The organism is Fusobacteriaceae bacterium, from assembly GCA_031272775.1.
In the GTDB taxonomy this organism is placed as follows: Bacteria; Fusobacteriota; Fusobacteriia; order Fusobacteriales; family Fusobacteriaceae; genus JAISST01.
This window is the reverse complement of sequence record JAISTB010000004.1, coordinates 1-13804: the sequence shown is the minus strand read 5'-3', so window position 1 is coordinate 13804 and position 13804 is coordinate 1. Positions and strand designations below refer to the sequence as shown.

The 13804-nt window shown below is 49.8% G+C and carries 13 protein-coding genes and 1 rRNA gene; 7 read left to right on the top strand and 7 right to left on the bottom strand.

What is annotated here, in order from left to right; translation table 11 throughout:
- Positions 1–19 precede the first annotated feature (19 nt).
- A complete protein-coding gene (locus LBQ97_00660; GenBank protein ID MDR1831228.1) occupies positions 20–535 on the top strand; it encodes a GNAT family N-acetyltransferase in 516 nt (171 codons plus the stop codon).
- 522 nt (positions 536–1057) lie between these two features.
- Here LBQ97_00660 and LBQ97_00655 read toward each other — a convergent pair.
- Entirely contained in the window at positions 1058–1630 is a 573-nt protein-coding gene (locus LBQ97_00655) for a hypothetical protein (GenBank protein MDR1831227.1), read from the bottom strand.
- A gap of 94 nt (positions 1631–1724) precedes the next feature.
- Between LBQ97_00655 and LBQ97_00650 the strand changes: the two genes are divergently transcribed.
- The 5 genes from LBQ97_00650 to LBQ97_00630 are packed head-to-tail and all read left to right on the top strand — an operon-like array spanning position 1725 to position 5597.
- Entirely contained in the window at positions 1725–2318 is a 594-nt protein-coding gene (locus tag LBQ97_00650) for a hypothetical protein (protein MDR1831226.1), read from the top strand.
- Between the two features lie 49 nt (positions 2319–2367).
- Positions 2368–3852, top strand: a complete 1485-nt coding sequence (locus LBQ97_00645; protein MDR1831225.1) for a hypothetical protein — start codon at positions 2368–2370, stop codon at positions 3850–3852.
- A gap of 35 nt (positions 3853–3887) precedes the next feature.
- On the top strand, positions 3888–5000 hold the full coding sequence (locus LBQ97_00640; GenBank protein MDR1831224.1) for a 4-hydroxybutyrate dehydrogenase: 1113 nt from the start codon (positions 3888–3890) through the stop codon (positions 4998–5000).
- Between the two features lie 37 nt (positions 5001–5037).
- Positions 5038–5298 (top strand): hypothetical protein, encoded by a 261-nt coding sequence (locus LBQ97_00635; GenBank protein MDR1831223.1) that lies wholly within the window; start codon positions 5038–5040, stop codon positions 5296–5298.
- 29 nt (positions 5299–5327) lie between these two features.
- On the top strand, positions 5328–5597 hold the full coding sequence (locus LBQ97_00630) for a NifU family protein (GenBank protein MDR1831222.1): 270 nt from the start codon (positions 5328–5330) through the stop codon (positions 5595–5597).
- Between the two features lie 128 nt (positions 5598–5725).
- Here the strand turns inward: LBQ97_00630 and LBQ97_00625 are convergent, their stop codons facing one another.
- The 5 genes from LBQ97_00625 to LBQ97_00605 form a co-directional block, all read right to left on the bottom strand.
- A complete protein-coding gene (locus LBQ97_00625; protein MDR1831221.1) occupies positions 5726–7072 on the bottom strand; it encodes an APC family permease in 1347 nt (448 codons plus the stop codon).
- A gap of 35 nt (positions 7073–7107) precedes the next feature.
- The gene (locus LBQ97_00620; GenBank protein ID MDR1831220.1) at positions 7108–8295 is read right to left on the bottom strand and encodes a pyridoxal phosphate-dependent aminotransferase; all 1188 of its coding nucleotides are present in this window, start codon (positions 8293–8295) and stop codon (positions 7108–7110) included.
- Between the two features lie 521 nt (positions 8296–8816).
- Positions 8817–10163 (bottom strand): APC family permease, encoded by a 1347-nt coding sequence (locus tag LBQ97_00615; GenBank protein MDR1831219.1) that lies wholly within the window; start codon positions 10161–10163, stop codon positions 8817–8819.
- A gap of 245 nt (positions 10164–10408) precedes the next feature.
- Entirely contained in the window at positions 10409–11596 is a 1188-nt protein-coding gene (locus LBQ97_00610) for a pyridoxal phosphate-dependent aminotransferase (GenBank protein MDR1831218.1), read from the bottom strand.
- A gap of 59 nt (positions 11597–11655) precedes the next feature.
- Positions 11656–12855, bottom strand: coding sequence for a DUF401 family protein (locus LBQ97_00605; GenBank protein MDR1831217.1), 1200 nt, complete (start codon positions 12853–12855; stop codon positions 11656–11658).
- Positions 12856–13099: 244 nt separating this feature from the next.
- Here LBQ97_00605 and LBQ97_00600 point away from each other — a divergent pair, with 244 nt between their 5' ends.
- Complete coding sequence (locus tag LBQ97_00600) at positions 13100–13636, top strand: MarR family transcriptional regulator (GenBank protein ID MDR1831216.1); 537 nt, start codon at positions 13100–13102, stop codon at positions 13634–13636.
- A 58-nt stretch (positions 13637–13694) separates the two neighbouring features.
- Here the strand turns inward: LBQ97_00600 and rrf are convergent.
- A 5S ribosomal RNA gene (rrf, locus tag LBQ97_00595) occupies positions 13695–13804 on the bottom strand; the annotation flags it as partial.

The following is a 13804-nucleotide window of genomic DNA, read 5'->3' as shown; positions in this document are numbered from 1 at the left end:
CACAAGGAGGCGCGGGAAGATGGAAAAGAAACTCAAAAGAACCGACGTCACGATCCGGACGGACATCAGGCCCGGAGACATCGGCTGGATCACGTATATGCACGCCTGGATTTACGGGAAGGAATACCGGTACACGACGACTTTTGAGGCTTATGTGGCAAAATCGCTCTTTGATTTCCTGATGGCCTACAATCCCGAACGCGATCGTCTGTGGCTCGCGGAAGTTGACGGGGAAATCGTGGGGTCCATCGCGATCGTCAATCGCGGCGAACGGGCGCAACTGCGCTGGTTTTTGCTGCACCCGGACGTCCGGGGCCTGGGTCTCGGACGGGAAATGCTGGATAATGCCCTTGACTACGCAAAAAAGAAAGGATTCCGCAGCGTCTATCTCGATACGACCAGCGATTTGGACCGGGCGCTGGATCTCTATGCCCGACTGGGTTTTCAAAAGGTTTCGGAGAAGGAGAATCACAGCTGGGCGGGGTCGGTGCTGGAGTTGGAGATGGAGAAGATGCTGGATGCGGAAATTTTTTGATCAGCCGAACCGACTTTGCTTAACGTGAAGCCTGCTTACCGTCGCTCGGAGCCTCGGCTGTGGCTCACTTCGTTCGCTGACGCCGAGACATCGTGGTCTTCTAACATTTGCTGCGGACTACGTCCTTGCAAACGTAAGAAGCCACGAACCTCCCCTTGCGAAGGGGAGCCTTCAAGGTAGAGTCTTTATTGAGGGCTTCGCCACTGACCCGAAAGTCTTGCAAGCAAATGACCATCTCGCCAATAAGGTTGAATCTGCGCTCCGCGCAGATTTTTTCAAAAAGACAAAAATTCCTTGCAGTTTCCCCTTCGCAAGGGGAAATGTCGGCCTATGGCCGACAATGAGGTCGAAGCCATGTTCGCGGTAAATCCCGCATCGTAGCGAGCCACAGTCGAGACATTGTGAGAGAGCCATATATGCGTGGCTGGAGCGCATTTGGCGATTAGCTTTAGTGAATAAATTTCATCGCCTTGATCTTGTTAATCTTGACAAAATGTTGTATACTTTAGACAGAGGAAAGTGCTACAAATTTTTTAACATCTCATCGTATTCTTCTTCCGACAACTCAGATTTCAGCTTGCGGGCGGCTTCCTTCAATTCATTTTTCGCATTTTTGGCCCCGGCCTTTGCCCACTCCACCTTTTGGCGTTCCATAATCGTTACAAAATGATCTGCGTATTCTTCACCGGTAAATTTTTGCACCATAGGGATATTTGCGACAATTCCCATAAAGATAAGAACCAATTTCGCGCATTCCAGAGCCGGTCCGTAGCTTTTGAGAGGCTTCTCAAATCCTCCGGCATAGAGCTCAATATAAAACTTGTAGCGTATAATATTATATACCGCATAGACTGTGTACAGAATCAGTACGGTCGTACAAAGTTTTTTGGAATGATACCCTCTCCCGGCGATTCCGAGCACGATGAGGATCAGGATCGTGCACATGGCAACAAGCTCAACCCGGACCGCGGGCCGGACCGGAGAAGACCACAGGGCCGGAAACTGCTTTTTTGTCAGACAGGCCTCACCGACCAGAACGGCCAGAAAAAAGAGGCTACCCAAAACATATTTCGCTCTTCCCGGTTTTTGCTCCATGTCTTCGCCTCCACGTGAATATAGTATGATTTACTATATATTATGGAAGAAGATCGGGAAAATGTCAAGAAAAAATTAAGGAACGGGAAAGCGCATGATAAATTTTGGATTGCTCATCAAAACCGGATATGTCGTGACGATTTTTTCCGTTATTCTGTGTTGGGCATATACCCGGAAACGGAACAGACAATTGCGTGAGACGGTTGACCGCTTCGCCTTTTCCTTTATGAAAATCAACAACCATGTGAATCCCAGCGCAAAAGCAATCCGGATTATCACCGACGGAAGCGGGGAAAAGAAAAGCGCAAAGCTCCTACGTGAACAGACCTTATCGGTACGGGAAATATGCGGACGCGCTTTGGATCAGACGGTCATTGACGAATACGAGCGCTTGAGCGCGTATATGGAGCTAATCGAGAAAAAATGCGGAAAGAGCAAAAAACTGATCCGACAGTTCAAAGATCCCCTTTGGGAACTGTATTACGCGACGCATCTATTTTTGGCCGCATGTGAAAACAACGAAATTTTGACGGGCAAAGATATTCTGGAGCAGTTTGAGCGGTATATCAACGGTCAAAAAGAATACCGGCATGAATTGTTCAAAAGGATTTCCGCCGCCGGCGGCAAGGAATTCCTCCGACTGAGCGCACATTACAATTTATTTGATACAGAAGGCAACCCAACGTAACGGCTGATATTTCTGTCATTTATTTATTATTTTTCAAAGGAGGGCTTGAATGAGCACTGAAGAGAAGAAAGTGAAGAATGATGTGCCGGAAGGGTTTATGACTGAAACCTTTCCGCTCAAAAAAAGAAAGTTCGGCGAAGAGCAACCCGGAATCAAATTGGGCCCCTTCATGCTGCGCATTCCTCTGATCCACCATGAATGGCAATGGACGGAATTCGCGGCGGCGTTATTTCTCGGCGTAGCTTGTCTCGGCGCCGGCGTCATGACAACCATGACCACCTTCGGTCTCGAAGTACCGGAAAACATTAGCGCTTTGGGCTTGACCGAAAACGGAATATTCTTGATGACGCTTACCTTCGGCGTCTTGAACGCCTGCTGTTATTATCTGCCATCCCTGCTGGGCGATCCGGTCGTTCCGGGCTGGATAACGCCGGCCCTGCCGCTGACCCTGAAATATCTGGGAACGTATGCCATGCCCGATTATGCCGCGGGAAACGTGGACAGAATCCATGCCATGATCGCGCTGCAGATGCTGGTTGCCCTTAGTTTTCTGATCATGGGCGTAACCGGACTGGGACGCAAACTCGTGGAAGGCATACCGCAATCTATAAAGGCGGGCGTCGTACTGGGCGCTGGAGTAACCGCCGGAATGAATGTAATTCAGGCCCGGATGCCACGGGCGCCGTGGACCGTCGTGATCGCTTGTCTGCTTTCTTATTTGTTCTTGTTCAATAAAACCTTTGCGCGAAAAGCGGAAGAAAACAAATACTGGCGCTTGTTGCGAAATCAGGGGGTTGTTCCGGCGCAATTGTTTGCCATTATCCTTGCGCCTGTGCTCTTGAAGGAAATTCCGGTGCCGCAGATCCAGTGGGGCATGACGCCGCTTAATTTCGGCTTTGTAATGGAGCATTTCACGATTTTTGGAATCGGATTCCCCGAGATCAAGTATTTCATCAATGCGATCCCGCTTGCCATCACGATCTACATCATTTCCTTCTCAGATTTTGTACTGGCCAAGGAGGTTGTTACGGAAGCGACGGCCAACCGACCTGATGAGACGGTTATCTTTGACGCCGGGCGATCCAACCTTGTGAGCTTTATGAGAAACGCCATCATGTCTCTGTTTGCCCCTTGGGTACCGCTGTGCGGACCGTTGTGGGCTTCGGGTTTGCTGACCGTAACGGAACGGTATAAACGGGGCTACAAGACCATGAGAACCTATTGGGGCGGCGTCTGCACATTCCGGGCTTCGACCGTAATTGCCGTTATGATCCTCCCGGTGGTTACCCTGATCAAACCCGCCTTTGCCATTTTCTTCGGGATCACCATGGCCGTGCAATGCTTTGCTTGCGGCAACATAGGCATGAGAATGGCGAATACCCCCAATGAGCGGGGAATTGCCTGTGTCATGGCTGCGGTTTTGGCTTGCACCACGCCGGCCTGGTCTTTGTTGATGGGCGTTGTGCTCTGGCTCCTACTGGAAGCCTCTGAGGTTTACCATGATTATAAGCTCCAAAAATCGCCGGCAGAGTGAAGGCGCGAGAATGACGGAATAAAAGGAGGAGTTTTATGAGGCAATTCATGTTGAAACCATCAATATATAAATTTGCCACATGCAAAGATTTTTCGGAGGAATTCAAACTCGGACAGGGCGACCTCGTGATTACAAACGAGTATATTTACAAGCCCTCATTCGGAAAGCTGAACTTGCCGTGTGATGTGATCTTCCAGGAAAAATACGGAGCGGGGGAACCTTCCGACGATATGGTGGAAGCGATCTATAGGGACATAAAATCTTCTCCCGAAAGGATTATTGCCATCGGCGGCGGTACCGTACTAGACATTGCCAAACTGTTTGTCCTCAAAAATGTATCTCCCGTTCTCGATTTGTATGACGGGAAACTGGAGATCAAGAAAATCAGGGAATTGGTTTTGGTTCCGACCACGTGCGGAACCGGCAGCGAAGTCACTAACATAGCGATTCTGGCTTTGAACAGCAGGGGAACAAAAAAAGGACTGGCCGTGGATGAGCTCTACGCCGACAGCGCGGTTTTAATTCCTGAACTGCTGACGGATCTGCCCTTCAAATTTTTTGCCACGAGCTCCATAGACGCGCTGATTCACGCGATCGAATCCAGTCTTTCCCCCAAGGCCAATGAAATGACGAAATTATTCGGATACAAAGCGATTGAAATGATTTTGGCCGGATACAAAGCGATCGAGAAGAACGGAAAAGAGGCGAGAACAGCTCTGCTGAGCGATTTTCTTACCGCGAGCAACTACGCCGGGATCGCCTTTGGAAATGCCGGCGTGGGCGCCGTGCATGCGTTGAGTTATCCGCTGGGCGCGGCGTACCATGTGCCGCACGGGGAAGCGAATTACGCGATCTTTATCGGGGTCATGAAAAACTACATGGAACTGAAATCTGACGGCGATATTGCCGTTCTCAACGCGTTTATCGCAAAAATTCTAGGGTGCGCAACCAATGAGGTTTACACGGTTCTGGAAAAACTGCTGAACACCATTATTCTACGAAAACCGCTGCATGAATACGGCGTAACCGAAAAGAACCTTGAAGAATTTACAGAGTCCGTCATGGTTAATCAGGGAAGATTGATGGCAAACAATTTTGTTGAACTGGACAAGTCGCGTGTTTACAAGATCTACAAAGAACTGTTCTGATTTGACGCGAACACGCAAAGTAACGGGATGGTGTCTGATGAATCCATACTTGAAATGCATTATAGCCGGTGTTGTCATCGTGATGATCCTGTCTGTGGCAAACGGGATCATTTACCTGAAAACAGAAAAACGTTCAAGGCCCATTACGAGAATCACCTATTTTTTAGCCTTCGCGGTCGTATTGCTCAACATTTTCAGGATATACCATTCCGATGCTTCCATGTTGCTGCCAAACATTATCGTCCTGGTCTGTATCGCGGGTATGTATGCGCGCGATGAGCGGACCGGGGGAAAATAGGCGGAGGCTTAAGGCAAGGAGTATAGACGATGATACAAAAAATTGAAAAAACGCTCAATGAAAACATCCGGCCCGTATTGGCTGCCCGCAAGGGCGGAATTGTGCTTGTCGAATACGACCGGCAGATCCTGAAGGTGAAATTAACCGGAAGCTATTACGGTTCCGCTCTTTCAGACGAAGGGAAGAAGCTGGTTCTGGAAGAAATGAAAAAGCGTGTTCCGGAAGTGAAAAGAACCATTGTCATCGCAAATTTTGACGATGAAATTCTCGATATCGGAAAATGTCGGAAGGGTTGTTGAGCTTCTCAACCCTTGCCGGTCTTCCGCATCCGGTTAAAGGAAAGCCCGCCGCGAATTGATCCGCGGCGGGCTTTTGGATGAGAATTATATGATACATAGGAAGAGGTCAACGTTTTGGTATAAAGTCCTTATCTGGCTTCCCAGCTTTCCTCGATTTTCACTTTGCCGCTTCCGTAGCGGACATACGCGAAGATCAAAGCCACGATAACGGTCGCGATGTTCAGCAGCAGGATATTTGTCGGCAGCGAGCTTCCGAGCAGGATTCCCTGCATGGCGAAGATCAGGATCGCGAAGATTACAAGGAATTTTCGCAGACCGTCGCTGACATGCATCGGGGAATTGGCCCACAGTTCCTTCGGCAGCTTTTTATCGATAAACAGCAGACTCGACGCGAGCATGCAGTTCGTCACCGATCCTACGGTCGTAACCAGTCTGGACAGTACGGAGATCGGAAGCCCGGTGATAATGGGAATTCCACCTACGAACAGGAACATGGTCAACAGAACGATGGGGGTTCTTCTTGTCTTGTGCAGCGTGGCGACCCAACTCGGCAACCATCCGTCATTTGCGCCTTGCATAAAGGGCTTTGTGATGGCGGCCAACTGGGAATTCAGGGTGGAGATCAGAGCCATCCACGCGCCGCCGATAATGAAGAAGACATACATCGGCTTCGGCAAAATGGTGCTGGCAACCTTAACGAGAGACTGGTTCGCCACTTCATGGGTCGGCAATACGCCGGCCGCGATACAAGCCATGAAGCCGTACAGAATCGCGACGCTGACCGTGGAAATGATCATGACCTTCGGAATATCGGAAGCTGGATTTTTCGCTTCTCCGGAAAGATTTACGATCATACTGGCGCCGCCGGTCGCAAAGGTCAACTGACAGGCCGCTCGCGCCAAGCCCAATTTTCCGCCCATCATAAATGTGCTGTCCATATAGGTCTTCCAGTCGATTTTCCCGAAACCATAGGCGGAAAACGCCGCAAGCGCGATAACAAGACAAAGCACGATTACGTTTTGTACCTTCGCGAAGGCGTCGATTCCGGCGCAATTCAGAATATACATGAAGGCCAGGATGCCCAGAGCCAGCAACTTCCGGGGAACGACCGGCACAAAGGGCAGCGCGTAGTCCGCAAAGGACAGGCAGTACATGGAAAGTGATACGTTCGAAAGGATGTAGATGATCAGATACGCGCCGGTCAACTTTTTGTTCACCAGCGTGCTGATTACGGAATAGTTTCCGCCGCGATATCTCGCCGCGGAATTGACCATTGTCATCGGCAGCCAGGAAAATACCGTCATAAACGCCGCCAACATAAACGCGATGGGAACGGACCGTCCGGTCATACCGATGGCGACGCCGGTCAGGGACATGATCCCCGCGCCGATAATCTGGCCTACGGCAGCGCCCATTAAATCCCAAAATCCGAGTGTTCTTTTCAAATCTTTTGTAGAGGTTAATCTTTCACTCATTTTATTTCCTCCTGGGGGTTTAATTGCGTATTTTTTTATTTATAGATCTTTTTGAGGGATGCGCCCAAGCGCTCTATGGCTTCTTTGATGACTTCCGTGGGGGCGGCGAGGTTTACCCGTTCAAAACCGCTTCCCTCGGGGCCGAATACATAACCCTCATCCGTAAAGAACTCCGCGTCCATGTGCATGAATTCTTCCAGCGCTTCATCGGAGAGCCCCAGAGCTCTGAAATCGAGCCATTGCAGGTAGGTACCCTCGATCAGGGGCGCTTTCAGCTTCGGGAAATTGTCCTCAAAATATTTCTTCACGAGTTTCTGGTTCGCGTCCAAAACGGCGATCAATTCGTCAAGCCATTTTTCCCCTTCGGTATAGGCAATCTCGCAGGCCTTGTAGCCGAGGATATTGACGCTGGCGCTCCGCATGGTGAGTAGCGTGTCGTTATACTTGTCGCGCATTTTGTCGTTGGCGATGATGATGGCGGAGGTCGCAAGCCCGGCCAGGTTGAAGGTCTTGGAAGGCGCGAAGCACGTGATCAGTCTGTCTTCGATGTCTTTACCGATGGTGGCCATAACCGTGTGCTTGTTTCCGGGCATGATGAGGTCGCAGTGGATCTCGTCCGATACGACAACCAGGTTGTTCTTGACCGCGATGGCGGCCAGTTTTTCCAGCTCTTCCTTTGTCCAGACGCGGCCAACGGGATTGTGCGGGCTGCAGAAAATCAGCATTTTGACGTTGGGATCGGCCGAGAGCTCGTCAAATTTGTCAAAATCGATCGTATAATAACCGTCGGTTTCGATCAACGGGCAATTGACCAGCGTCCGTTTGTTCCGGTCGATGGCGGCCGACATGGGATAGTAGATGGGTCGCATAACGATAACGCCGTCTCCCGGTTCCGTGAAGGCGTTGACCGCCGCGTAAAAGGCGTTTACGACGCCCGGCGTCGCCACAAGCCATTCTTTCTTGATCTTGTAGCCGTAGCGCCGCTCGGTCCAGCTCATGACCGCGCTGACGAATCCCGGGGGCAGTTTCGTGTAGCCGAGAATCGCTACGTCAAGGAATTTCTTCAATCCCTCGATGACTTCCGGCATCATCTTGAATTCCATGTCCGCCACGGACAAAGGAACGACGCCTTCTTTCGTGTTGGGATTCCAGCCGTACATCTGTTCCCATTTGCTTGATCCCTGTCCTTTTCTTGATACTTTCGATGTAAAATCGTAACTCATTACCTGTGCACCTCCTGAAAGTTCGGTTAAATGAAATCATTGCGGTAAAGAAAAAAGCAAGTTCAACCCCCGCAAACCCCACCCCGGCTGTCTACCGCGGTTTTTTCGGATTTGCGTCGTCTCCCCCTGCCATGTAAGTCTTTGATTTCTCGCGTCTTCATTTGTGCACTCCCCTGTCCGTAAAAGTTGTTGAAAACTTGATGAAAAACTTAAGATATTTAATTGTTAATATCATTATACATTAAATTTCTAAAATGTCAAGAGGGAAATCGAAATAATTTTGACTGATTTTTTATGTATACAAATAATTCCTGATTTCTGTAGTAATATATGAGTTAAAGTCATCACAAATACCAAAAAATCCGTATTTTTTTCGTGCGTCAAAAAAAAACCGGCCCGGCGTCATGTGACAGCAAATACACGATTAAGGAAATTAAATACAAAATTCCGTCGCGAATTACTCCGCGGCGGAATTTTTGGTGAGAATGACAGAATACGCGGAAAGAGGTCAAGGCTGATTTTTACTCCTCGACTTCCACGCTGTTTTCAATATGCACATTGCCGCTCTTAAAGCGCACTTCGGCAAAAATGAAGCCCACGACAACCACAACGATATTGCCGATCAGCATCGGCAGCGGGAGACTGCTTCCGAGGAGAATAGCCTGCATCAGGAGAATCAGACAGGCGACAACTACCCAGAACGTTCTCATGCCGTCGCTGCAGTGCAGAACGGATTTTGCCCATTGTTTCGGATATCTTTTTTTGATATTGAGCAATCCGGCCGCGATAAACATACTGGTCACGCTGCCGAGAGTCGATGTGATTCTCGAAAGAACGCTGATCGAGAAATTGAACACGATGGGAAGCAGACCGACCATAAAGAATATGGTCAGCAGAATAACCGGCGTCCGGTATTTTTTATGCAATCTGGCGATCTTGTTCGGAAGCCAGCCGTCGTTACAGGCTTGCATCAACGGTTTCGTGCAGGACGCCAACTGCGAATTGAGCGTCGAGATCAAGGCCATCCACGCGCCCCCGATGATAAAGAATACATAGAGTCCGCGGGGAAGGAATGTCTGGGCAACTTTTGTCAGCGGCTGATTGGCCACTTCATGAGTCGGCAATACGCCCGCCGCGATGGTTGCCATGAACGCGTAAAGCACCGCGACGCCGATTGTGGACGTGATCATTACCCACGGAATATCCCGGGCAGGATTTTTCGCCTCGCCAGAAAGATTGATGATCACGTTGGCGCCTCCCGTGGCAAAGGTCAGTTGCGCGGCGGATCTGGCCAGACCGAGCCAACCGCCCATCATCCACGTGTCGTCCATGTAGGAACCCATATTGACTTTCCGCAGTCCGTAAATGGAAAACAACGTCAGAGCCAGAACAAGCGCGAATACGATCACGTTCTGTAATTTGGCGAAGGCGTCGATCCCCAAATAATTCAGCACATACATGAGAACCAGGATCCCGATGGCGATGGATTTTCTCGGAAGCATCGGCAGAAACGGCAGCGCGTAGTCCGCGAAGGACAGGCAGTACATGGAAAGCGATACGTTTCTCAGAATAAAGATGATTGTCCAGGCGCCGGTCAATTTTTCGCTGACCAGACTACCGATAATGGAATATTGCCCTCCCCGGAAACGACCGATGGAGTTGATCAATGTGGCGGGGTACCAGGAAACGACTACCATAATGGCGGAAACGATAAACGCGATGGGAACGGACCGGCCGGTCATGCCGATGGCGACTCCGGTCAGGGACATGATCCCCGCGCCGATAATCTGGCCGACTGACGCCCCCATGAGATCCCAGAAGCCGAGTGTTCTTTTCAAGTCCTTTGTCGATGTCAATGTTTCACTCATATTCTTTCCTCCTGAAAGTTTGGTCTTCCCCTGCCATGTAAGTCCGCGATTTCGCTCGTTTTCAGTTGTGCGCTCCCCTGTCTGTAAAAATTTTGAAAACTGGATGAAAATTTAAGATATTTAATTGTTAATATCATTATACATTAGATTTCCAAAATGTCAAGTAGGCGTCTAAGAATATTTTTATGTATACAAAAACCGCCGCAGAAATGTCCGCGACGGCCTTGAAGAAGGATTTGTCGGATTTATCGGTAAATCTTTTTGAGGGCGGCGCCGAGGCGTTCGACGGATTCCCTGATCACGGAAGTCGGGGCCGCGAGATTGATCCGCTCGAAGCCGCTTCCTTCCGGTCCGAAGACATAGCCTTCGTCCGTGAAGAATTCCGCGTCCATGTGCATAAAGCGCTCCAATTCCTCGTCGGAGAGGCCCAAAGGACGAAAATCCAGCCATTGCAGGTAGGTTCCCTCAATAAGGGGCGCTTTGATTTTCGGGAAATTTTCCTCAAAATAGCTTTTGACGAGTTTTTGATTGGCGTCCAGTACCTGAATGAGCTCGGCCAGCCAGGCTTCCCCCTCGTTATAGGCGATCTCACAGGCCTTGTAGCCGAGGATATTGACGTTGGCGCTGCGCATGACCTGCAACGTGTCATTGTAGGTATTACGCAATCCGGCGTCGGCGATGACGACGGCCGAGGTGGCGAGACCGGCGAGATTGAAGGTCTTGGAAGGCGCGAAGCACGTGATCAGGCGGTTCTCGATTTCTTTACCCAGCGTGGCCATGACCGTGTGTTGATATCCCGGCATGATGAGATCGCAGTGAATCTCGTCCGATACGACAATCAGGTTGTTCTTGATCGCGATGGCGGCCAGTTTTTCCAGCTCTTCCTTCGTCCAGACGCGACCCACGGGATTGTGCGGGCTGCAAAAGATCAGCAGTTTTACGTCGGGGGCGGCCGAAAGCGCGTCAAATTTCTCAAAATCAATCGTGTAATAGCCGTCGGTTTCGATCAGCGGACAATTGACCAGTTTACGCCCGTTTTTGTTGATGGCGGCCGACATGGGATAATAGATGGGGCGCATGAGGACGACCCCTTCGCCGGGTTTCGTAAAAGCGTTGACCGCGGCGTAAAAGGCGTTGACGACGCCCGGCGTCGCGATGAGCCAGTCTTTTTCGAGCTTATAGCCGTAACGGCGTTCGCACCAGGACTGGACCGCGTCGATAAACGAGGGCGGCGACTTCGTATAGCCCAGGATCGCCACATCGAGAAATTCCTTGAGTCCGGCGATGACCTCGGGGATCATCTTGAATTCCATGTCCGCTACGGAAAGCGGAACGACGCCTTCTTTGACATTGGGATTCCAGCCGTACATCTGCTCCCACTTGGAAGACCCCTGTCCTTTTCGTGAAACCTTTGTCGTAAAATCATATTGCATAACGAAAAACACCTCCTGATATCATTTTCACCTTTCCAACCATACTTTATCATAGCAGATCAGCCGATAAAATACAAGAGATAAGAATAAACGCTGCAAATGGCGATAAATGACAGCGCCACGGGGACCGTCTTCCTGACGAGATCGATAAAGGATACCTTGAAGCGCTCTACGACAATGGCAAGACAGACATGGGTTGGGGACATTTGCATGGCGATATAGACGAGACACATGAGGAAAATCATCAAAGGCAGGCCCCCATTGGGCATGGCGGCGTAAGCCAGCGGCAGCGCCAGGGCGATGGTCGCCTGGGATCCGCTTACAATGGGTACCACGAGGAAAATAATCCCGAAGATGACGACGGTGGGTACCGGCAGTTTTGAGAAATACCCGGGCATACGCCCGATGATGCCCGTATAGGTCAGCAATTCCTTGAAAATCATGATAATGATCGTATTGACGATCTGTTTGGACTCAAAGGCCGTCCGGAAGAACGGCAGAATTTCCTTCAGGGAAAACTTGCGCGTGAAGGCGAGAACCACGATCACGGGAATGACCGCCTTGTAGACCGCGATATGGGTCGTCAGCACGATGATGATCGTTACGATAATGGGCCACAAACCGAGGCAGAAGTTTTTGACGTCCTCGCCCTTGTCGGACTTTTTCGGCGCGGTCTCGATTTTGGGAATCTTGCGGATATAGAAAATATAGCCCAGGGCAAAGAGGCAAGCCATCATCGGAAGCATCCCGAGCACGAATTTTGTCATATCGACTTTGGAGAGCTGTAAGGCCAGCAGAATGCCCGAATACGTAGGCATAAAGGCCTCGGAGATATGCCGGAAATACGAGGTCACGAAGGTCTTTTCGGGTACGCTCAAATTGTCCCCCGCCGCGTTTTCCACAATGGGGGCCGCGATGAGGACCGCGCCCGCCGCCGGCAGCAGGCCGATTACGAAAGGCGTCAGCATGCAGGTGATCCGTTTGCTGTTGAAGAGATTGTCAACGGCGACTTCGGCCGTCTTGATCATCTTCCGGCTTTCCATCATTCTTTGCACAAAGGTGATCGTATAAAAGGCCAGGACGAGCGAGACGGTATCCCAGCTCGTGACCGCTTTTTTGGCGAGGGAAAGTGAGGTAAAAAAAGGAATCCGAAAAATCAACACGGCGATCACGACGCCGACCGATATGGCAAACCAGAGCGGTTTTCGGATAAAAATCATGATTCCGGCAAAAACGACGACCAATTTTAGCATTTCCATGGATATCACCCTGTCCAGTATAAAGTTTATGTCAATATGCCCTTATATTTTAGAATATTAAATGTTAATTACATTATATACTAAGAATCTAAAATGTCAAGCGTTTTTTTTGGATTCTTTTGTTGCCGGAGAAAATCAAATTCATGAATTTCTTTGCGCAAAAAGCAATTTTTGTTTGCCAAACCCGTTGAATTATGATAAAATTGTACCAACATCAAGAAGGAAAATGAATTGAGGTCATGGGATGAGTAAAGAAAACTTTTTTATCGATGAAATCAAGAATGTGTGGATAGCGGAAAACGAACCTGAAGAAGACATCATAGCGCGCTTCGCGAAGCTCAATCCGAAATTTGAAATCCTGTATAAATTTGTCTGGACCTATTCCTCCTACTCCAATGTCAAGAAGGACTACGGCTCAAACGAGGGAAAACTCAGCGTGGTCGAAGCCCACGTCCTCGTGGATATCGTGGAAAATCCGGGCATTACCGTAGGGGAACTCGCCAAAAAATGGGAAAAGACCCCGAGCGCCCTCTCCCAGACCGTGAAAACCCTGATCAACGGCGGTTACGTCTATCGAGAGATCTCCGACAAAAACGCCAAGTTCTTTTATCTGCACCCGACGGACAAGGCGAAGAAATTTACGCTGTGCCACAAGCATTACGACAATGTGGACGTGGTCAAGACGTTCAAAAAGCTCATGAAAAAATTCAGCCCTAGGGAAATGGACACCTTTTTCAAGGTGCTTCAGGAATATACGAAAATCATCGTGTCCAAGGGCTGAAGCGGGAATCCGGAAAAATGACGCCCGGCCAACGGCCGGGTTTTTTCGTATAAAAAAAGCTTGGCAAGTTCCTGTCATCCCGGGAGGCTGCCCTCCAAGTACTTTCAGCGTTTACGGACTTAACTGCCGGGTTCGGAATGGATCCGGGTGTACCTCCGTAGCTATGCT

What these genes read in the sequence shown, in the direction of transcription:
- LBQ97_00660 (MDR1831228.1), top strand. Translation starts at nt 20, where the DNA reads ATGGAAAAGAAACTCAAAAGAACCGACGTCACGATCCGGACGGACATC.
- LBQ97_00655 (MDR1831227.1), bottom strand. Translation starts at nt 1,630, where the DNA reads ATGGAGCAAAAACCGGGAAGAGCGAAATATGTTTTGGGTAGCCTCTTT.
- LBQ97_00650 (MDR1831226.1), top strand. Translation starts at nt 1,725, where the DNA reads ATGATAAATTTTGGATTGCTCATCAAAACCGGATATGTCGTGACGATT.
- LBQ97_00645 (MDR1831225.1), top strand. Translation starts at nt 2,368, where the DNA reads ATGAGCACTGAAGAGAAGAAAGTGAAGAATGATGTGCCGGAAGGGTTT.
- LBQ97_00640 (MDR1831224.1), top strand. Translation starts at nt 3,888, where the DNA reads ATGAGGCAATTCATGTTGAAACCATCAATATATAAATTTGCCACATGC.
- LBQ97_00635 (MDR1831223.1), top strand. Translation starts at nt 5,038, where the DNA reads ATGAATCCATACTTGAAATGCATTATAGCCGGTGTTGTCATCGTGATG.
- LBQ97_00630 (MDR1831222.1), top strand. Translation starts at nt 5,328, where the DNA reads ATGATACAAAAAATTGAAAAAACGCTCAATGAAAACATCCGGCCCGTA.
- LBQ97_00625 (MDR1831221.1), bottom strand. Translation starts at nt 7,072, where the DNA reads ATGAGTGAAAGATTAACCTCTACAAAAGATTTGAAAAGAACACTCGGA.
- LBQ97_00620 (MDR1831220.1), bottom strand. Translation starts at nt 8,295, where the DNA reads ATGAGTTACGATTTTACATCGAAAGTATCAAGAAAAGGACAGGGATCA.
- LBQ97_00615 (MDR1831219.1), bottom strand. Translation starts at nt 10,163, where the DNA reads ATGAGTGAAACATTGACATCGACAAAGGACTTGAAAAGAACACTCGGC.
- LBQ97_00610 (MDR1831218.1), bottom strand. Translation starts at nt 11,596, where the DNA reads ATGCAATATGATTTTACGACAAAGGTTTCACGAAAAGGACAGGGGTCT.
- LBQ97_00605 (MDR1831217.1), bottom strand. Translation starts at nt 12,855, where the DNA reads ATGGAAATGCTAAAATTGGTCGTCGTTTTTGCCGGAATCATGATTTTT.
- LBQ97_00600 (MDR1831216.1), top strand. Translation starts at nt 13,100, where the DNA reads ATGAGTAAAGAAAACTTTTTTATCGATGAAATCAAGAATGTGTGGATA.